Below are 19,441 nucleotides of genomic sequence, written 5' to 3' on the forward strand. Positions count from 1 at the left end.
GATTAAGTCGATGCTGGATATAGTAGAAATAAATTGCTGATATCTCAGGTATAGACAGAGTGAATATCAACTCACTGGATTTGAATCTGCTGCAGACGCTCAACGTGCTGCTAACCGAACTCAATGTCACGCGCGCGGCGCAGCGTCTTCATCTTTCGCAGCCGTCCGTTAGCGCTCAGTTGGCGCGATTGCGAAGGCATTTTGACGATCCGCTGTTGTTGCCCGGACCGCGCGGCATGTTGCCCACAGCGCGCGCAGAAGCGTTGCGTGAGCCGCTGCGGTTGGCGCTTGAGGCGGTGGAGCAAGCAGTCGCGCCGCCCGATACCTTTAATCCGGCCAATGCCGAAGTCACCTGGCGCATCGCTGCCACCGATTACACCTCGTCGGCGTTGGTGCTGCCCGCCCTCAACCTGATGCGCGCTGCTGCACCGCAGAGTCGTATGGCGATTCTGGCGCTTAATCCGCCGCTGGTGGCGCAGCAGTTGGAAAAAGGTGAGCTGGATGTGGTGTTTCACACCGGCGATAACGCGCCGCCGACGTTGCATCAACGCAAACTGTTCAGCGAGCGCTATGTGCTGGCGGGGCGATGCGAACACCCGCAATTACAACGTCCGCCGACGCTGGATCAATTCTGCCAGCTGGAATTTGTCATGGTGTCGCCGGATGGCGGCGGCTTCAGCGCCGCCACCGATCATGCGCTGGCGAAGCTGGGACGTTCACGCCGCGTGGTGTTGTCGGTGCCGCACTTCTTGTTTATGCAGGAGACGCTGGCGAACAGCGATTTGGTCGCGGTGCTGCCTGAGCGGTTGGTGCGTCATACTTCACACCTTGCGGTTGTCGATTTGCCGCTGGAGGTGCCGGGCTTTGATATTTTGCTGCTGTGGCATGAACGCCTGCACCGCGACCCGGCTCAGCAGTGGCTGCGACAGCAGATTGTGGCGGCGCTGATCCTTTCTTAATCAACGTGAACAACCGCGAGTTTTTCCGGCATTTCAGGCGGCTCTATTCTGCTTAGCATTTCGTTAGCGACATTAAAATAATCGCATCCTGCCCAAATGGCCTTACTACCGATGATATAAACTCGGTTCTGCGCACGCGTTACTGCAACGTTTAACAAATTGGGTTTTGAAGATGCCCATTTTTCTCCGCCAGAATTATTAGCCGATAAACCAAGCACAATAATGACATTTTTCTCTTCTTTTCCCTGAAAGGTATGAACGGTGCCCACCCTATCATCAATCCAACGGTTGATATCATTGATGCCTTTTAGTTCCTGACTCAATAAGGATTTAAGTTGGTTTTTAATCTGTTTAAAAGGCGAAATAATATAGACGTCCGGCAGCGCACCATGATGTTCAAACCAGTCATTAATCATCATGAGGACTTTTTTTCCCTGTGCGGGAACGTAATGTTTTCCTTTCACTTCACCACAAACATCTAACCAGCCGCTCTCTCCCCAAAGATTATTGTCAGTTGGCCAACGCTTGTCCCGACCATGTAGCATTTTATTGTTGTAAGCAATCTTGTTGGCGATACTGAACATGGGCTCATCACAGCGTCGATGGACGCGCAGCGGACTACCGAGCCAGTTCTCATTAGATATTTGTGCTGAACCATAGGGGTTCACTCTATCTGCAAGATTTTGTACTGACTGAGTTGTTGGAGACCACTCACGCCAATCATCGGCAAAGGCGCGTTGAGCAAGAGCTTCAACGAAGGCAGGAGGAATTGTAAAAACGGGCTCAATCTGTAAGGGGTCTCCCACCACAACAGCACGTTTCGCGCGCCATAATGCTCCAGCCGCTTGTTGAGGTGTTGCCTGCCCAGCTTCATCAATAAATAACCATCCAATATCACCGGCACCTAAATGCATAAACTGACGATGAACGGATGCAAATGTAGAAGAAACTACCGGCACAATCATAAAAAGAAGTTGCCACAAAGCGAGGCAGGCTTTGGTTTCTTGTACACCACCATTTATGGCGTCGCTGACGGAGAATATAACTTTAAGTAAGTTGCACTCTTTATAAGCCTCTTTCAGCCATGATTGATGTAAATCCAGGGCGCATGCTGAAAGCTGACTACGGGCTGCATTTAATATTGCGCCATGGCCGAAAGAGGTACGCTGAATGTCCTCAGCTTCGATATTGATTTCATCTGCGGCAAAAATGGTGTCTTGATACTTAATCTGCAATGCTAAACAATGTTTATGTTTAGCATCCAATTCATCTTGGATTTGACTTAAACGTTGCTCCGCCAGTTGTAACGCGGCAATGGTAGAATTTAATCTGTTTTTTAATCCAGTAATAATGGCTTTAACCCGGAAAATTTTTCTGAATTTTAAGGTTAACCAATGCGGTTCACGCTCTGCACATCGCGTAATTCGGGCGTTGAGCATAAACCTTCGTAAACGTAGTTTTTGTATTTTTATCTGCTGTTGATGGTAATAATTGGAAAGATCGTTAAGATCTTCAAGTTGCTGAAGTTCCTGAATGATAGAATGATGTTTTTGTTGAGCGTCAATGAAAGCTTTTTTAGCTGCTGCGAAGCTCGCTATGTCTTTATTTTTTAGTGATTCAAATAGGTGTCTATATTCATCAGCTGGTGGTGAAGTCACAGCTTTCGTATGATTATGTGTAAACACTCGCTCTTTAAAGCGATCGCGATTCTTTTTCTTTCCCAAAGCTACAGCAATCAATCCCCAACAATCATCATCTGGGGCAAGCGGTTTGATAAGAAAAGTTTTTTCTGGCTGTTTTTCGCTATTTTTTAGAGGTCGTGAAAATGCCGCGAGTTTTCGCGCAGCTGATTTAAAATAATCATGATGTTGCCACTCATCTCCAAGGCTTTTTAGCTGAGGTAGTTCGCGTGAGATATTTTCGACAGCAGCATTATTGCTTGAAGCTACCACCATTTCATAGCCACAAAGTTCAGGGCGAAGACAGGGTATCTTGCGCGTGTTGCCATTGACGCTAATGCTGATTGAGCCAGAAAAAACATCCTCAACCCGATTATAATTCGCAAGAATGGCAGCGCGCTTAACGATATTGTTTGCAATGATATCACGAAGTAGAGTTGTTTTACCCGTACCTGGTGGACCATTAACTGAATAAAGTCCTTGATGAGTAAGTTCTTGCTCAAGAGTATTAATAGCAAACTGCTGCATTAAACTCATGTTGTGTTTTCTATCTGAAAGCCAGCGTCCAGCAGGAAGTTGGGCTAGTCGTAATTTCTCAATCAATAGCGTCCTTCCTGCCGGTAGAAGTAAATCTACGTTTTTCTTACGACTGCCGGTCAGATAGCGTCCTAATGGTGAGTCAATATCAAGTTTATTTCGCTTGATATCTTCTATTATCCGCTCAATATCACGTATGTAGAAGCTATTTAATATACTGATCTCATTTGAATTATCTGAAGCGGAAGTCAGCGGAAAATCAGAATCGTTTGATAATGCCAGTTCAGTCTCGTCACTAAGTTTTGAAAGTAAAGATGGATCTAGCTGAGCTGAAATATTGAGTTTATTGGGTTTTGTTTCACTTAATTTAATGAATAGTGCAGGCGTAGGGGTTTGAGGAGAAAAAGTAGTCCACTGCGCCATTGATTTTAAAAATTCAATTATTTCAAATGTGGTTAAAATAGGTGGTAATTGATGTTTTGTTTTTATATTGTCAGCGGTGGTGACAATTTCATTAAAACGCTGCTGTAATTTTTTTGTATCGACTTCATAGGCATCAAAGTTCAGTCGTTCTAATCCACCTGTAGATATCTGACCTAATGCCCAGGTCACCGTTGAAAACTCAAAACTCTCGCTATCAATAACACCATTATGATCAAGCTTACATTTTATCGAGCATGTACGACCTTCATTGCCGAGCGCGTCATTCTCTATGTCACTTTGTTTATAAATAAAAGGCTTTGCTTGCTGAAATATTTCGTCACGTTCAAAGATGCCAAAAAAGAGCTCGTAACGATATTTTTTTTCAGGTGAATAATCACTTCCTGCACGCCTGATTTGCTGAGGTTCAATCCAGGGAAGTGATGTATTATGCTGTAATTCCTCCATGCTCAGTTGAATTACGCCATCCGCATTATTTTCAAGATCTTTAATGTCAGTTGATTCGAAAAACTCTATTTTGTGCCAATAATCCAGAATACGTATAGCTTGCTGGGTGGGCAACATTTTGCTTTGATCGTCCATGAAACTTTAATCCTCTGAATGTTTACCTGCTGATTCTTATACTACCGCTTTGAATGCTTGGCATTCAATGATTGGCTCATCGGTGGAATGGTAAAGATGAACGATCGAATAGCTGCCGATTCATTAGCCATCCACATGACCTCAAAAATTCACTTCTCCCGCGTCACAAAAATCATCACACTAGCCACCTTTACCATTATGGAGAGATGGCATGATTACCCGATTGCTGCTGGCGATGTCGCTATTTGCCAGCCTGAGTGCGCCGCTGTTGGCAGATCAAGACGGCGTCTCCTTTAGCCACAAAGACTGGGAATTGGCCTGCGATAACACGCTGACCTGTCGCGCCGCCGGTTACAGCGCCGAAGAGGGCGCGGGCGGCTCGGTGCTGCTGGTGCGTGCCGGAGGTCCCAATGCGGTGACGCACGGTCGCGTGGTGCTGGCCGATACCGGCGATGATGATTCTAAAGTGGTGAACAACTTAGCGTTGTGGATTGATGACCGTGCGCTGGGCGACGTGGCGAAAGCCGATAACGACGAATGGACGCTGACCGATGAACAAACTCAGGCGCTGATCAACGGTATCAAAGGCAACGGCAAAGTGGAGTTTCGGGGTGGTGAAGAGCCTTTTGATCTCTCCAGTAATGGCGCGTTTGCGGTGCTGCTGAAAATGGATGATGCGCAAGGTCGTCTTAGCACGCCTGGCGCGCTGGTGCGTAAGGGCAATAAACCGGAAAACAGCGTACCGGCAGCGGTGGCGATGCCGGTGATTCAGCAGGTGAAAGTGGTGAAGGCCGATGCGCGTCCGTTGACGGCCGATGAGCTGACGCTGTTGAAGCCGAAGCTGATTGCCTCGCTCACCGATGACGACAGCTGCGACAATCTGGCACCGTCCGACGATCAGCCGGAAGAGGGCGCGGAGCCGCTGACGTTAACGCCGGTTGATGATGCGCACGTCCTGATCGCCGCGCTGTGCTGGCGCGGGGCGTATAACGAAGGTTATGGCTATTGGCTGATCGATAAAGCGTTGCAGGGCACACCGCAGCTGGTGACGGATTCCGGCTCTGATTACAGCGAAGGTGTGATCTCTGAAGCACAGAAAGGGCGCGGCATCGGCGACTGCTGGAGCACAGCGGCGTGGGTGTGGGATGGCAAAGCGTTCGAGCAGAGTAGCGATGCGACCACCGGCATGTGCCGTGCGATTCGCGCGGGTGGCGCATGGCAGTTGCCAACCTGGGTGACCGAGGTGAAAGCGGCATCGCTGCCGTAAGGGGCGCAGTTATGCGCATCTCGTTGGCAGGTCGCCATGAATGGCGACCCTACAAATGGTGCTCCTACTTGCCGCAGCACTGCTTATATTTTTTACCGCTGCCGCATGGGCAAGGATCGTTGCGGCCGGTTTTCTCGCCGGCAAAGTGCGGCAGTTGAGGCTCTGGATCGGGCTGCGCCATGCGCTGTTCCTGCCAGTATTCATGCAGCTCCAGCGCCGCAGGGCGAATCGCCTCGATGCTGGCTTCAAACTCGTCCGGTGTGAAGGCTTCGCGCTTCGCCAGGTGATCTTCGCTGCCGTGCAAGGCAATCACCTCCATCATCGGCTGCAGTGATTCGGGCAGCAGCGACCAATCTGCATCCAGCGCCACGCCGCGCAAATAGCCGTAGCACCAATCTTCCACCACGGTGAATTCCTGGCCTTCCATCTCTTGCGTGCCAAACAGCGGATCGAACTGCTCCGGGAATTCGGCCAGGCGTTCGGCGATGTCGTTGAGATGCTGGAACGTCAGCGTCATAAAGCGATCCATCTCGCGCTCATTCGACCATTTTGGAATGTGCTTTTTGCCGCCCCACATCGCCACCAGCCACTCGCTCGGTTCGATGTCGTTCGGGCCGGAGAGTAGCGCTGTCAGCATGCCGTCCAGCTCAGCGGTATCCACCACCGAGTGCTCGTTGCCGTATTTCTCCAGCATATCTTCCAGCCAGTTCAGCTCTTTTTCAGTTAACGGACCCTGGTTCATACGGCATCTCCTGCTTTCATTGATGGGCAATGCCCAAAGTTAATTGGCGGCGATTATAGCGGGAAGCGGGCGCGATTTATCGCTTTTTGCATATCGATTGCTGAACCTCTCCTAAAAAGGATTCGCCATAACTTATCACGCAACAGTATTGGCTGCTGTTGCCGACAGATGGCAGCGTAAAGGCAGAGTTTTTCTGCATAAAGGATGCAAATTATGGCCAGCACATTGCCGGTACTGGATTTAGCCCTGCTGGAACTGCCGGATGCGGAGCAGGCGAAATACCTTGCCGAACTGCGCGAAACCGCGCGTGACGTCGGTTTCTTCTATCTGGTGAATCATGGCATCAATCCGCAGCTATTGCAGAACGTGCAAAGCATCACGCGCGCGTTCTTTGCCTTGCCGGATGAAGAGAAACAGCGTGTTTCGATGATTCATTCGCCGCATTTTCGCGGCTACAACCGTGCGGGCGTGGAATACACCCGTGAGCAGCGCGATCAGCGTGAGCAATTTGATATCGGTGCAGAGCGTGCCGCGCTGACGCTGCAGCCAGACGATCCGGCATGGAAGCAGCTGCAAGGGCCCAACTTGTGGTCGCAGGCGCTGCCGCAGCTGCGTCCGGTGATTCACGCGTGGCAGCAGGCGATGACTGACGTGGCGTTGCGTTTACTGCGCGCCTTCGCCAAATCCCTGGCGCTGCCGCCGGACGCTTTTGATGCGCTGTACGGCACGCATCCCAACGAACATGTGAAGCTGATTCGCTATCCGGGGCAGGATGCCGCTGCCAGCCAGCAAGGTGTTGGCGCGCATAAAGATTCCGGCTTTCTGACCTTTCTGTTGCAGGACGATCAGCCCGGATTGCAGGTTGAAGTCACGCCGGATCAGTGGGTTGATGCGCTGCCGAAAGCGGGCGCTTTTGTGGTGAACATCGGCGAACTGCTGGAAATCGCCACCAACGGTTATCTGCGCGCCACTGTGCATCGCGTGGTGTCGCCGCCGATAAACCAGCAGCGCATTTCCATCGCTTTTTTCCTCGGCGCACAGCTCGATGCCGAAGTGCCGCTGTATCAGCTACCGCCGCAGCTGGCGGCAGACGCGCGCGGCCCGACCAGCGATCCCAGCAATCCGCTGCTGCGTGAAGTGGGTTGGAACTATCTCAAAGGACGTTTGCGATCGCATCGCGACGTGGCGCAGCGTTATTACGCTGACACTCTCAATCGCGTTAAATCATAAGAAACTAAGGGAAGCAGATGAATAAAAAGGTGATAGCGGCGTTAGCGATGGTTTCGGTGTTCAGCAGTTACGCGTCGGCGGCCGCGCTGCGCGTAGCGGCAGATGCCGTGCCGCACAGCGAAATCCTCAACCACATTAAACAGACCGACAAGAAGCTCAATCTCAAGGTGATTGAACTCAACGGCAACCTCAACGCCAACGAACTGCTGGCACGCGGTGACGTCGATGCCAACTACTTCCAGCATGTGCCTTACCTGCGCGATCAGGAAAAAGCGCTGGGCGAGAAATTTTCTGTGGTCGCCACCGTGCATATTGAGCCGCTTGGCATCTACTCGCACAAAGTGAAATCACTGAAAGATCTGCCTGATGGCGCGCAAGTGGCCGTGCCGAATAATGTCACCAATCTCAGCCGCGCACTTTATCTGTTGCAGGCCAATGGGTTGATCAAATTGAAGAGCAATAGCGCCAATACGCTGGTGACTTCCGCAGACATTACTGACAATCCGCACCATCTGAAAATTATCGAAGTGGAAGCGCCGCAGCTGCCGCGCGCGCTGGATGATGCGCAGTTGGCGATCATCAATGGCAACTACGCGTTGCAGGCCGGTTTAGTGCCGTCGAAGGATGCGCTGGCGCTGGAACAAGCGAAGGATAATCCGTATGCCAACGTGCTGGTCACCACGCCGAAACTGGCGCACGATCCGCGTATTCTGGAACTAGCGAAAGATCTGGAGTCAAAGCAAACCGCTGAATTTATTAACCAGCACTATCAAGGATCGGTTATTCCCGTTAATCAATAATCCCCGCCGCCACCTGTTTTTGGCAGGTGGCGCTGACTTTCTTCTGTGTTATATTTCGCCACCAACACCCGTCGCACCCACTATAAAACATAAAAATTCGCTCAATCCATTGCCATGATTATCTTTGCCAGGAATAAACGGGTGCTGTGCCATCATTTAATAACATGCATCATTCTGTTGGGCATGAGCGTATTGCTCAGCGCCTGCGGCACCTTGTCGCAAACCTCCGCGCCCGTCAGCGATAAAGTCTATCTTTCGCACGCGACCTTTAATGAAAACGTCGATGACATCGTGCGCCATTACATGCAGCAAAAGCAGGTTTCCGGCATCAGCATCGCCATCATCCATCAAAGCAGCCAGCCTAAATTTTACAGTTTTGGCGTCACCGATGCGGTGCACCGTTATCCCATCACGCCAGATACCTTATTTGCGCTCGGTTCGCTGAGTAAAGGCATCACCGCTGAGGTGATTATTGAGCTGGTGGATCGCGGCGAACTGCACTGGAACGACACGCTCGCGACGCTGTTGCCGCCCAACGTGCCGCTGAGCGACGATGCCAAACGCATCACGCTGTTGCAGCTGGTGACGCACACCTCGGGCTTGCCGCGCCAGGATATGGATTTACCGATGTTCATGAAATTTATGGGCTATCTGCGTAGCGGCGAGAACTTTTACGGCAACCTCGACAGCGACGCAGTGCTGGATTATCTGGCCGACTTTGACGCGCCCGCGCATCCCAGCGCGCGCTATTCTAATCTCGGCTATGCGCTGTTGGGCTACATCCTCAAACATCGCTTCCATCAGGACATCGAAACGCTGGCGCAGCGCAATCTGTTTCAGCCGCTGGGCATGACCAGCAGCAGCTTCAAGCCGCAGCGTCTGCGCGGTTATCCGTGGCGTGCACTCGGCCATGCGGGCGATCAGCCTAAGCTGATTCCTCGCGGGCAAATTACGCCGGATTGGGCGTTTAACAACAATATGGTGGCGGCCGCCAGCCTCTACAGCAACGCGCGCGATTTGATTCGCTATCTGGATGCGCATCTGCATGACGGCGCGGGGGCTTCGCTCAACGCGGCCTTTGCGCAGGTTAATCACGGCTATGAGCAGCACGGCAATCAGGCACAAAATATCGCCTGGGTGACCGACAGTTACGGCGATCAGCAGATCACCTATCAGGTGGGTTATATCGGCGGCTACTCGAGTTTTATTGGCTTTGATAAGCAGAACGGCAATGCGATTGTGGTGCTGCAGAACGCGTTTAACTGGAGTAACTATCTGGGCATCGCGTTATTGATGGATCTGGCGCAGAAAGCGCACGACAAAAACTAACATGGTTGCTTGCAATTTTACTGCGCCAAAAAATGCCTGAGCTGAGGTATGCTGAGCAGCGAAATTTGACGCGCTAAGCGCGCCGGGGGAACCTTCTGCGTGCTTAACTTGTCAGTTAAATGGACAGTTAATAATTAACCAGAGTGGAAATCACCAATGCGCAGGACACACGTCAATCTTCTTTCTGCAGGAATTTTTCTGGGCGCTTTAAGCCTTGCTCCGGCCGCGCTGGCGGAAGGCGAGCAAACAGACGCCGTACCGATGCCGCCACAAGTGCAGCAAACCGCACCCGATGCCCAAACCCAGGCGCCAGCCGCAGACCCGCAAACGCAGGCTCCGGCAGCCGATGCGCCAGCCAGCAATGAACCGGCTGAATCCAGCGGCGATGTCGCGCCAATTCGCCCACCGCAAAGCGGTGATGCGGCTGCACCAAACAACTACGATCTGACTACCATCATCATCGACTACAAAGAGTATAAAGTGGGCGATGTGGTGCCAGATGAGTATCGTAAAAAGCAGTACACCATTGTTGAGTGGAAGCCACGTCATCTGCCAGCGCCGCAGCCAGGCACGCACTGGGCGTACATCAATGCCAACTACATCCTGATCACCGATGACAGCGGTAAGATCGTGATGGGCAAATCAGGCGAAATCTTCTTCCGCGGTTAATTCCCGCGCAGCAGACGCGCTAACTGCGCGACGCCTGCCGTAATCTGGCTGGTGCTGGTGTTACCGTAACCCAGCACCAGCCCTTGTTGCTTCTGCTCACCCGAATAAAATCCCGACAGCGCGCCCGGCGCGTAGCCGCTCTGGATCAGCCGATCCACCAACCGCATATCGTTTTGATCCGCTTCCAGTGATAACACCAGATGCATGCCGCATTCGCCGCCCAGCAATGGAACCTGATCGCCAAACGTATGCTGCAAAGCCTGCCGCAAAGTTGCCTGCCGTTGGCGGTACAGACGGCGCATTTTGCTCAGATGACGGCTAAAATCACCGCTGCGTAAAAACAGCGCCAGCGCCTGCTGCTCGGGACGATTGCCGCCGCGCAGCAGTTCATGTAGCGCAGGGCGCAGCGGCGTGACCAGCTGCGGCGGCAACACCATAAATCCAAGGCGCAACGCGGGAAACAACGTTTTGCTGAACGAGCCAACGTAGATCACCGGCGTTGGTTGCGTCATGCCCTGCATAGCGGCGATCGGCTCGCCGCTGTAGCGAAAATCGCTGTCGTAATCATCTTCGATAATCCACGTTTGCTGTTGCCGGGCGGCCGCCATCAGTGCCAGACGACGCGGTGCGCTCATGATCACGCCGGTGGGATATTGGTGCGTTGGCGTGGTGTAAATCAGGCGCGGCGCACGCTGTTGCCAGTCCTGTGGCTGCGGCGCCAGCCCTTGCGCATCAATCGCTACTGGTTCAATACGCATATCTCCCAACCGCATCGCCGCTTTCGCGCCGCGATACCCTGGCTCCTCCACCCAACCAATGTCGCCTGGGCTGCTGAGCAGCGCCACGCACAGCGTCAATGCCTGCTGCGCGCCTTCGGTAATCACGATTTGTTCGGGCGTACAGCGCACGCCGCGCGCCAATGCCAGATGCTGCGCCAGCGCTTCACGCAGTGTGCGTTCACCGAGCGGATCGCCGTAACCCAGCAGTTGCTGCGGCTGATGCAGCATCACGCGGTTCAGCGCCCGTCGCCACTGAGCTAGCGGGAAATGTGCCAGCGAAGGCACGCCGGGGCGCAGCGCCATCTCCTGACTGAAGCTGCGATGGCTGGATCGCAGCTGAGCGATGCGCGGCGACAAGGTGATTTCGCTGCTGGTGTGCGGCTGATTTTCCTGCGGTAGCTGCGCCATATTGCTGATGCGACTGCCCTGGCGATCGCTCAGCAAAAAGCCTTCCGCCTGCAGCTGCGCCCAGACGGCGATCACCGTATTGCGTGAAACCACGAGATCCAGCGCCAGCTGGCGCGTCGCGGGCAAACGCGTTCCGGCGGCGAGTTTGCCTGTCAGAATCGCCTGCCTGATACGTTGAAACAGTTGCTGTTGCAGCGTTAACTTGCCGTTGGTTTCCAGCGGGGCCAGCAATAATCGATGTAGCTCAATATCACTCATGTACGCAGTTCCGTGGATCCATCAATTTCATGCATTGTGGCGCTTTTTAACACGCCAGCAAAGTGGCACTCTGCATTTCTGGTCCTGACTGATTAAGGAATTGAGGAATGCCGCAACACACCAACGCTTACGGACAACCGGTAGGATTTCCGCTGCCAGATTGGCAACCCCGCGCCTGGCCGAGCTATGAAACCTTCACCGGTGACTATTGCCGCCTGGAACCTCTGAGTGCCGAGCGCCATGGCCGCGAACTGTATGCTGCCTATGCGCTGGCTGCAGATGGGCGTGACTGGACCTATATGTTCGCCGAACCTTTTGCCGATGAAGCAGCCTATGTTGCCTATGCGCGCAAGCTGGAAAATGGACGCGATCCCATGCATTTCGCGGTGATCGATCCGGTTAGCAATCGTGCGGTTGGCAGCCTGGCGTTGATGCGCATTGATGCGACAAACGGATCGGTGGAGATCGGCCACGTCGCCTTCTCGCCGCTGCTGAAGCAAACGCGCATGGCCACCGAAGCGCACTATCTGCTGATGCGCTACGCCTTAGAGCAGCTGGGCTATCGTCGCTACGAGTGGAAGTGCGACAGCTGCAATCAGCCATCACGCAACGCGGCGCTGCGTTTAGGGTTTCAGTTTGAAGGCACCTTTCGGCAGGCGATTGTCTATAAAGGCCGCAGCCGTGATACCTGCTGGTTCTCGATTATCGACAGCGACTGGCCGCAGGTGAAACAAGGCTTCGAACGCTGGCTGGCGGCAGAGAACTTTACGGTGGAAGGGGCGCAACGCGAAAAACTGGAGGCGCTGCGTTCGTAGGCTGCGCATCCATGCGCACCTGGTCGCCATAAATGGCGACCCTACGTTAGGTTTGCGGAATTATTTTTATATCCACCATGCCGATCCCCAGTTTGCGCGGATCCTGGCCGATGATATTGCCGACATTCGACTCCTGCGGCTCCGGCGGCGCAATGATCAAATTACGGCTGCCGGTTGGATTGGTGAAATGCAGCGTGGTGGTAGAGAACTCATCTCCCAAATTCAGTTGCTGCTCTTCATCGCCAACGCGCACGGGAATCGGTCGATGCGCATTCGGACCAAAAGCCCGCGCGGTGATTACCACATCAAAGCGTTCAGGCAGCGGATCGGTATACTCAATATTCACTTCCGGTGCCAGATTGGCATTCGACCAGCGTCCCCACGCTTCCGGACGTGATATCCCTTTAAAACTCTTCACGCTATTCGGCGCGCCGGGCACTGTTAACAGGAAGCTGTCGGCGTTGTAACGAATTGCATTGTCTTCGATGCGTATTTGCTGCTCGTTAAGCTGGAAGGTTGCTGCACTGACTTCTGCTTTCGGGAAGCTGACTTTACCTTTCCACTGCGGTTTATCGATGCGGGTTACGCTGGGTTTGGCGCCCATTTGTCCCATCGACACGCACAAATCGTTCGACAGCGCTAACTCTGGCTGCCACAGGCGCGCCATCTTAAAGCAGCGATCGACCCAAACGAACTTGTCGGCGGCAGCAAAACTCGCCAGCTGATAACGCAGCGGTTCGGAGTATTCCCCTTCCGGCAGCGGTTCGACATGTTTGTCGGAGACGCGGAACAGAATCGGTAATTTGAAGGTCGCGCCAGAGAAGCTGAAGGTGTTTTTCTGTTGATCGACGGTGAAGCTATCCATCTTGCTGGGGAAATTCCACAGCTGAATAATGTCCGCTTTCCACGATGTGACGCGCTTTGCCATGTCGTCGAACTCGGTGGACAGCGATTCCGAAGAGAGGCCGCTGCGACCGAGCCCAATCGCGTTATCCCCGCCGAGAATATCCAGTACCGTGGCGCCGTTATCCAGCGTACTGCGTTTGGCGTCGAGCACTTCCGCCTGTGGCTGATCGCCACGAATCACCATAAACAGGTCACGGCGCGGCTGCTTGATCAGATATTGATGCGCGGTGTTATTCATTGCCAGATGATCGGAGGTCACCACGATGATGGTGTTTTTAAACCACGGCGACGCTTTGATGCGTTCAATCAGACGCGCCACATGCTCCTGCGAGCAGGCGACCGCGCTAAAGGATTGGTTTGGTTTGCCATCATAGCTGTAGCTTTTGCGCTGGCAGCTGCGCGAGATAAAACCATCCGGGTGATGGGTGTCGACGGTAAGGGTGAACAATGCGAAGCGTTTCTGCGCGCGCGACAGCTCCTCGTATTTCTCAAACACCTCGTCCATTACGGTGTCATCGTAGTAGCCCCAGTTATTACGATAGCTGGGATCGGCAACGCGACTTTTCAGCTCCTGCGAGCCATACATATTGGCCGCATCAAAGCCATGCGACAGCAGAAAAGTGTCTTTACCGGCGAAGCGTAAATCGGCGCCCTGAATAAACCAGTTCTCATAGCCAGAGTTTTTCAGAATGTCGCCCAGACAAATATTCTGCGGATAGAAGCTGGAGAGCGAGGCCGAAGCATTGCCATCAAAAGGCGCAAACAGCGGGATGCCGCACTGTGAAGCTACCATGCCGGCAATGGTGTAATCGGTGCCGGGCAGCTGTTCGGTTTGGCTGAAATCGATGCTGTTCTCTTTTTCCCGGCTGAGTTCCGGGGCCAGGCCAGGAAATGCCTGCTGATCGAAATAGGTCCGTTCAAGACTTTCGCCATAAATGTAGACCAGATTGAGCTTGGGCTCGGCGATCACCTTATTGGGCGTTTTGAAGTAGGTTTCGAAATCCGAATCGGCGAGGCGTGAATGTGAGGCAATCAGCTCTTTTACCTGGCGGAACGCGGGCGTGGTTTGTACCGAACCCGCGGCACAGGCAATCGCCAGTAAACTCCAGCCGAGGTGATGCGGCCGCTTACGGCGGCGCAGTAACCACGAAAGCAGGCAAAATAGCGAGAACAGCGCGATGATCAGTCCGATGGCCGGCACCACATATTTGCTCACGCCCGCGCCGGTCAGGCTGTTGGTCAGCGTATACAGCACTGCGTCATTAATGCCATCGCCGGTAAAATAGTTGCTGGCGACCAGCGTGACGTTAAGCACGATAAACAGCGTGAGCAGCAGCAGGATCAGACTAAACCAAAATTTATTTCGCCCGGCTTTAGAGGAGTAGACCGCAATCGCGGCCAAAAAGAGTACAACCGAAACCAATTCGGACAACGTTAGATCCTCATGTTGAATGAATACGCATTCCTTGCGTCAACGACCCTCTGTGGGGATTTTGCGTCAATCTATATTGGGTGTCACAAGGCTGCAACACATCCAACCAGATTTGTGCGATGCATTCCGATTCGTTTAAGGCGGGTTAAGGCTAACTGTGGTTTCGCCTGGCAGCAACGGACGCGCTGCTGCCAGTGAGGGCAGAGAAGGGAGATTAGAGTTTTCCAGTGAGGTATTGCGCTTCGCCGTCGGCAAAGCTCCAGTCACCTTTACTGTTGGTGATAAAACTAATCATCAAATCTGTGCCCTGAACGCCGCAACTTTCCAGCAGTTCGCGCGCTAACTCTGCCATAAACAGGCACTTCTGTTCTTCACTTCTCGGGCTGGTATACACGCGCACCATCACCAGATTGTCGGTTCGCGCAAAGCCTAAGCCGGTATCCTGAAAGACCATCTGATAACCTTTGTTTTCATGAACAATCTGATAACGATCGCGGGCCGGGACTCTAAATGCGGTTACCACCGCGCGATGTGCGGCATCCAGCAATGTGCGGATTTCTGATTCTGAACGGCCCTGAATAACGTCGAATGTCAGTAACGGCATAAATAAACCCTCGTTTTTGCTCACATGAAAAGAGTAGGATGTGGCTCTATGCTGCCGCTTGCTGCCGGAAAGAAAAAGCGCGCTGGTTGAAATGATTATTTATTATTTTGAACAATCGATATGAAAGAAATTAAAACAGATAGCCTTTGGGTCCATTTGCACTGGTTAACCGTGCTGGCTGAGCTCGGCAGTTTTACGCGCGCGGCGGAACGATTAGACGTCAGCAAAGCGGCGATGAGTCAGAAGATTAAAGAGCTGGAAAAGATGGCGGGTGTGGCGTTAGTACAGCGCACCACGCGCAGCGTGCGGCTGACCTCCGCCGGTGAAAAGCTGGTGGATGAGCTGCGCGATCCCTTTGCGCGTATCGCGCAGAGCTTTTTCAGCGTTCGTGATGAAGCGGGGCCGGTGCGTGGCATGGTACGCGTGACTGCGCCAGTGGCGTTTGCGCGTCAGCAGCTGGTGCCGATCATCGGCGATTTCTTGCGCGACTATCCGCAGGTGCGCTTGCAGTTGGACGTCACCGATCGTCTGGTGTCGCTCGGCAGTGAAGGCTTTGATCTGGCGATTCGCCATAGCGATAGCCTGCCGGAAACGCATGTTGCGCTGCCGCTGTGTGAAACCCGCGCGCTGCTGGTGGCGTCGCCGGCGTATCTGGCGCAGAACGGTTTGCCGGATTCACCGCAGGCGTTGCAGCAGCACAATTGTCTTTATTACCCGCGCGGACTCGAGTCGCCGCAGTGGCGTTTTCGATTAGCGGACGGCGGCAGCGAAACCGTGCAGGTAAAGATTCAGGGTAATTTTGCCACCAACAACAGCGAGTCGATCCGGGATGCGGCATTGCAAGGTTTGGGCATTGCGATGCTGCCGGACTTCAGCGCCAGCGCGGCATTAGCCAGCGGTACGCTGCAGCAGGTGCTGACGCAGTGGCAAGCGGTGGATGCCTTCGCCGATCGGTTGTGGGTGGTACGCCCGTATGCCGCTCAGGTGCCACGGGCGGTGACCACCTTTATCCAATGGTTACGCGCGCGCTTTGTTGATGGGTGAAGCCAGCGCGATCGGCGCAGGCGTTTGCATCATCTGGCCCAACAAACTGCTGCGGTTGTAATGGCCGAGCCGCAGGTTGAAGTCGAGGTGCAGCTGCTCATTGCCGCTGAGTTTTATTACCGGTGGTGGCGTGAGTGGACGCTGATGAAACAGCACTGCATGGGCAAACGCCTCGCTCTTCCAGCCGCTTAAACGCTGATAGTAATAGGCGTTAGCCTCGCATTTGCGCAGGTAGAGATTCACCCGGCGATGTTCGCGCATGGCGATCTGCTGCGCCAGTGAACCTAATTGCTGCTCCGGCTGCGCAATCTTCTGCGTTAGCAGGGAATAATCATCGCGCTTGGTCAATTCACTGAAGTAATTCTGTTCGCCGAGATGTTTGATTGGCGCGTAATGTTTTTGCCATTCGCGGATAAAGGGATTATTGGCGGTCGCCGCCAGGAACCAGCTCTCAATCACCGGTGCGAGATAGTTGACGGTGGCATTTTCGTGATAATAACCAATCACATCCATACGGCGTTCCTGATGCGCGCGATGCACCCAAGAGAGATCTTCAAATAATAAGGTGCTGCAATCAATGGCAATACCGCCATAGCGCAGCAGTAATTCCAGGCGAATCACTTCGCTTCTTTGTTGGGCGGTTAATTGGGTCGAGGTGAAGATAAAATCCGGTAAAACTTCTTTTACCGTTAAACGATTTAATAAATGGATTTCATGGTCGGGATTATCCTGACGAATCTTTTTAATATTTAATGCCAGTGATTTCGGTAAATATTCATTATCCCAATACATCCAGACTTTCTTTGGAATCTCTGGCAGATCTTTTTCGCCAGAAAGTAACACGATATTGTCCTCTTCGCTGGGATCGTATTCCGGCGCACAGAGCGCAGTATGCTGTTTTTTCTGCAGGAAAGTCTGGCTGGTAAAAGCGAGTCTTTTCCAGTTATGCCAGAGGGTTAACGCTGGCTGAAGGCGTTTTTTATTCATGATGCACCTGATTATTGTGATTATGGTGGCAAGGCGTCCCTGATCGCGGCGCTGAGCGCTCTTGATTGTCCTTTAGGCTGTGTGTAAAAAAGTACTCTCCTATGCTTAATAAAACATTCTGTGCGATGCGGCTATCACTTTTTGATCCTTTCAGATAAACCGGAAAATCAAGGATCCGTTAAGCTTTAAATTAACGATAAATAATCGCGTGAATTGTTGGTGATTCTATTTTATCGCATTAAGACTATTCCTAATAAAATAAGCGTGGCATGGCGTAAGTCGCGGGTGAGATTAAAAAGTGCGCGTGAGATCACGTGTTAACCTGGCTGCATTTTTCGCTGGTCTGCCGGGAAAATCCCACCCTGAGTGAGGGTTAGCTACGCTTAAAGCAGGTGATCAACTAAAGGAGACACTATGCAGCGACACAACCGTGGATTATTGGCTGTCGATAAGCAGGGCAATCGCGTGCTGTTTCTCAATCCCGAAACCTATGCCGTTGAGCAAGCGTTAAATGCCTTTCCGCCGCGTCCATACGAGCTTCTGATGCTGCCGCAGCTGGAGAAAGCTTACGTGCCGATCTACGGCGACGGCATTCACGGCGACAATCCACATCCCGGCCACAAAGTGGCGATCATCGATCTGCGCCTGCGGCAGATCAGCGGTTTTATCGATCTGTCGCCGTTAAAAGCACCGCACAGCGGCCAGTTGGGTCGTGACGGTAAAGTCTATCTCTGCTGTGAAAACAGCGCGGTAGTGGCGGTGATTGATCCAGTTAGCGATCGCGTGGAGAAAACCATTCAACTGCCTTCGCACAATGCGCACCGGCTCACTTTATCGCCTAGCGGCCGCAAGCTGTTTACCGAAAATGAAGAGGACGCCAGCATTACCGTGGTGGATTTGTGTGAGGCGGAAGGGCGGATTATCGACAATATCCTGATGCCCGGCCCGATCTCGGGTATCGCTGCCTCGCCGAAACATCCTTATTTGGTGGCGAGCGCCGCCGATGCGCCGCTGCTGTATGTGGTGGATCGGCAAAGCCATCGCATCCGCCAACGCCTGACGTTGCCGGGCCATCAGCAACCGTGTCAGGTGGTGCGCTTCAGTGCCAACGGCGAGCGGCTGGTGGCGATTGGCGATCAGGAGCCGATGGTGACGCTGTTTGACGATCTGCTCAATCCGCTCGGCGATATTCATGTCGGCAATAAGCCGATGGATGTCTGCTTCAGTGAGGATAATCACAGCTTGCTGATTGCTAATGAGGGCGACGGTTCGCTCAGCCTGATCGATCTGCAGCAGATGAAGGTGATTGCCACGCCGCAGGCCGGTACCGGTTGTGAAGTGCTGAGCTACTTTCAGCTCAAACCTTAAATAAATGGGCGATGATAAATCGCACTGCTCCAGTGGCGGCTGCTGGCATGTTTTTCGGCCTGCCAGCCGCGCTTGCGTAACTCGCGCGCAATCAGCTTGTTCATGATGCCGTGACCAACTAACAACACCGTGCCTTGCTGCGACAGCGCCACCAGTTTATCTGCCGCCAGACGGGCGCGTTGACGTGCATGCTGCACCGATTCGACATGGCCGGCATAGCCGCACAGCCACAACAGGCGTAATAGCGCCAGCCAGACGTTGAGCGGCAGATGCAAACGCTCAAAAGGCAACGTCGGTATCGCCACTTCGCTAAAAACCTCATCCACCGCGTGCGGCTGTAAACCCAGACGCGTTAATGACGAACGGGCGCGCGGCAGCGGGCTGGTGGCGATCACACTCGCGAGGCGCGCAATGGTTTGACTGCGCGGCGGCGGGGAGTCGCAAATATCAGCCTGATCGTAACCTTCACACCAGTCGGCCAGCGCCCGAGCCGTGAAGCGCCCAGTGACCGGATGATCGGGTTTACCGTGTCGCATAAGAATAATGGTCATAGCGCTCCTGTAATATTGCTCCAGTGTAATGCAGAGGTTGAGCAACTCGCGCAT

The 19,441-nt window shown here is 53.2% G+C and carries 16 protein-coding genes; 9 read left to right on the plus strand and 7 right to left on the minus strand.

Annotation, left to right across the window (positions count from 1 at the left end; all coding sequences use genetic code 11):
• Positions 1-59: 59 nt before the first annotated feature.
• Positions 60-959 carry a LysR family transcriptional regulator gene (locus PanJK_RS15820; protein ID WP_256698328.1) on the plus strand — a complete coding sequence of 300 codons (900 nt, stop codon included), beginning with the start codon at positions 60-62 and terminating at the stop codon, positions 957-959.
• Here the strand turns inward: PanJK_RS15820 and PanJK_RS15825 are convergent.
• Positions 956-4,198 (minus strand): DEAD/DEAH box helicase, encoded by a 3,243-nt coding sequence (locus PanJK_RS15825; RefSeq protein WP_265301021.1) that lies wholly within the window; start codon positions 4,196-4,198, stop codon positions 956-958. The genes PanJK_RS15820 and PanJK_RS15825 overlap by 4 nt on opposite strands.
• A gap of 211 nt (positions 4,199-4,409) precedes the next feature.
• Between PanJK_RS15825 and PanJK_RS15830 the strand changes: the two genes are divergently transcribed.
• On the plus strand, positions 4,410-5,465 hold the full coding sequence (locus PanJK_RS15830) for a DUF1176 domain-containing protein (RefSeq protein ID WP_265301023.1): 1,056 nt from the start codon (positions 4,410-4,412) through the stop codon (positions 5,463-5,465).
• 64 nt (positions 5,466-5,529) lie between these two features.
• Here the strand turns inward: PanJK_RS15830 and PanJK_RS15835 are convergent, their stop codons facing one another.
• Positions 5,530-6,207 carry a YecA family protein gene (locus PanJK_RS15835; protein WP_265301026.1) on the minus strand — a complete coding sequence of 226 codons (678 nt, stop codon included), beginning with the start codon at positions 6,205-6,207 and terminating at the stop codon, positions 5,530-5,532.
• A 210-nt stretch (positions 6,208-6,417) separates the two neighbouring features.
• Between PanJK_RS15835 and PanJK_RS15840 the strand changes: the two genes are divergently transcribed.
• From PanJK_RS15840 to PanJK_RS15855, 4 genes are all read left to right on the plus strand, one after another.
• Positions 6,418-7,437 (plus strand): isopenicillin N synthase family dioxygenase, encoded by a 1,020-nt coding sequence (locus tag PanJK_RS15840; RefSeq protein ID WP_265301335.1) that lies wholly within the window; start codon positions 6,418-6,420, stop codon positions 7,435-7,437.
• Between the two features lie 17 nt (positions 7,438-7,454).
• Positions 7,455-8,237 (plus strand): MetQ/NlpA family ABC transporter substrate-binding protein, encoded by a 783-nt coding sequence (locus tag PanJK_RS15845; RefSeq protein WP_265301028.1) that lies wholly within the window; start codon positions 7,455-7,457, stop codon positions 8,235-8,237.
• Positions 8,238-8,420: 183 nt separating this feature from the next.
• Complete coding sequence (locus PanJK_RS15850) at positions 8,421-9,566, plus strand: serine hydrolase domain-containing protein (RefSeq protein ID WP_265301030.1); 1,146 nt, start codon at positions 8,421-8,423, stop codon at positions 9,564-9,566.
• A gap of 156 nt (positions 9,567-9,722) precedes the next feature.
• Positions 9,723-10,235, plus strand: a complete 513-nt coding sequence (locus PanJK_RS15855) for an RcnB family protein (protein WP_154193090.1) — start codon at positions 9,723-9,725, stop codon at positions 10,233-10,235.
• Here the strand turns inward: PanJK_RS15855 and PanJK_RS15860 are convergent.
• Positions 10,232-11,680 carry a PLP-dependent aminotransferase family protein gene (locus PanJK_RS15860; RefSeq protein WP_265301034.1) on the minus strand — a complete coding sequence of 483 codons (1,449 nt, stop codon included), beginning with the start codon at positions 11,678-11,680 and terminating at the stop codon, positions 10,232-10,234. The two genes, PanJK_RS15855 and PanJK_RS15860, sit on opposite strands and share 4 nt — an antisense overlap.
• Positions 11,681-11,787: 107 nt before the next feature.
• Between PanJK_RS15860 and PanJK_RS15865 the strand changes: the two genes are divergently transcribed.
• Entirely contained in the window at positions 11,788-12,495 is a 708-nt protein-coding gene (locus PanJK_RS15865; protein ID WP_265301036.1) for a GNAT family N-acetyltransferase, read from the plus strand.
• Positions 12,496-12,541: 46 nt separating this feature from the next.
• Here PanJK_RS15865 and opgB read toward each other — a convergent pair whose 3' ends face one another.
• Positions 12,542-14,833 carry a phosphatidylglycerol--membrane-oligosaccharide glycerophosphotransferase gene (opgB, locus tag PanJK_RS15870; RefSeq protein ID WP_265301038.1) on the minus strand — a complete coding sequence of 764 codons (2,292 nt, stop codon included), beginning with the start codon at positions 14,831-14,833 and terminating at the stop codon, positions 12,542-12,544.
• Positions 14,834-15,047: 214 nt separating this feature from the next.
• Entirely contained in the window at positions 15,048-15,437 is a 390-nt protein-coding gene (locus PanJK_RS15875) for a tautomerase family protein (protein ID WP_256698336.1), read from the minus strand.
• 120 nt (positions 15,438-15,557) lie between these two features.
• On the opposite strand from PanJK_RS15875, the gene PanJK_RS15880 reads away from it, so the two are divergent.
• Positions 15,558-16,481 (plus strand): LysR family transcriptional regulator, encoded by a 924-nt coding sequence (locus PanJK_RS15880; protein ID WP_265301040.1) that lies wholly within the window; start codon positions 15,558-15,560, stop codon positions 16,479-16,481.
• On the opposite strand, the gene PanJK_RS15885 is transcribed toward PanJK_RS15880, so the two are convergent.
• Positions 16,455-17,468, minus strand: coding sequence for a glycosyltransferase family 32 protein (locus PanJK_RS15885; RefSeq protein ID WP_265301042.1), 1,014 nt, complete (start codon positions 17,466-17,468; stop codon positions 16,455-16,457). The two genes, PanJK_RS15880 and PanJK_RS15885, sit on opposite strands and share 27 nt — an antisense overlap.
• A 414-nt stretch (positions 17,469-17,882) precedes the next feature.
• On the opposite strand from PanJK_RS15885, the gene PanJK_RS15890 reads away from it, so the two are divergent.
• Complete coding sequence (locus PanJK_RS15890; protein WP_265301045.1) at positions 17,883-18,836, plus strand: YncE family protein; 954 nt, start codon at positions 17,883-17,885, stop codon at positions 18,834-18,836.
• On the opposite strand, the gene PanJK_RS15895 is transcribed toward PanJK_RS15890, so the two are convergent.
• The gene (locus PanJK_RS15895) at positions 18,833-19,387 is read right to left on the minus strand and encodes a histidine phosphatase family protein (protein ID WP_265301046.1); all 555 of its coding nucleotides are present in this window, start codon (positions 19,385-19,387) and stop codon (positions 18,833-18,835) included. The two genes, PanJK_RS15890 and PanJK_RS15895, sit on opposite strands and share 4 nt — an antisense overlap.
• Between the last annotated feature and the right edge of the window lie 54 nt (positions 19,388-19,441).

The sequence above is a fragment of the Pantoea sp. JK genome, assembly GCF_026130245.1.
GTDB classification, from domain to species: domain Bacteria; phylum Pseudomonadota; class Gammaproteobacteria; order Enterobacterales; family Enterobacteriaceae; genus Pantoea; species Pantoea trifolii.

Excerpts from the sequence above, each read along its gene's own strand:
- PanJK_RS15825 (WP_265301021.1), bottom strand. The coding sequence starts at position 4,198 with ATGGACGATCAAAGCAAAATGTTGCCCACCCAGCAAGCTATACGTATT.
- PanJK_RS15830 (WP_265301023.1), top strand. The coding sequence starts at position 4,410 with ATGATTACCCGATTGCTGCTGGCGATGTCGCTATTTGCCAGCCTGAGT.
- PanJK_RS15835 (WP_265301026.1), bottom strand. The coding sequence starts at position 6,207 with ATGAACCAGGGTCCGTTAACTGAAAAAGAGCTGAACTGGCTGGAAGAT.
- PanJK_RS15845 (WP_265301028.1), top strand. The coding sequence starts at position 7,455 with ATGAATAAAAAGGTGATAGCGGCGTTAGCGATGGTTTCGGTGTTCAGC.
- PanJK_RS15850 (WP_265301030.1), top strand. The coding sequence starts at position 8,421 with ATGAGCGTATTGCTCAGCGCCTGCGGCACCTTGTCGCAAACCTCCGCG.
- PanJK_RS15855 (WP_154193090.1), top strand. The coding sequence starts at position 9,723 with ATGCGCAGGACACACGTCAATCTTCTTTCTGCAGGAATTTTTCTGGGC.
- PanJK_RS15860 (WP_265301034.1), bottom strand. The coding sequence starts at position 11,680 with ATGAGTGATATTGAGCTACATCGATTATTGCTGGCCCCGCTGGAAACC.
- PanJK_RS15865 (WP_265301036.1), top strand. The coding sequence starts at position 11,788 with ATGCCGCAACACACCAACGCTTACGGACAACCGGTAGGATTTCCGCTG.
- PanJK_RS15875 (WP_256698336.1), bottom strand. The coding sequence starts at position 15,437 with ATGCCGTTACTGACATTCGACGTTATTCAGGGCCGTTCAGAATCAGAA.
- PanJK_RS15880 (WP_265301040.1), top strand. The coding sequence starts at position 15,558 with ATGAAAGAAATTAAAACAGATAGCCTTTGGGTCCATTTGCACTGGTTA.
- PanJK_RS15885 (WP_265301042.1), bottom strand. The coding sequence starts at position 17,468 with ATGAATAAAAAACGCCTTCAGCCAGCGTTAACCCTCTGGCATAACTGG.
- PanJK_RS15890 (WP_265301045.1), top strand. The coding sequence starts at position 17,883 with ATGCAGCGACACAACCGTGGATTATTGGCTGTCGATAAGCAGGGCAAT.
- PanJK_RS15895 (WP_265301046.1), bottom strand. The coding sequence starts at position 19,387 with ATGACCATTATTCTTATGCGACACGGTAAACCCGATCATCCGGTCACT.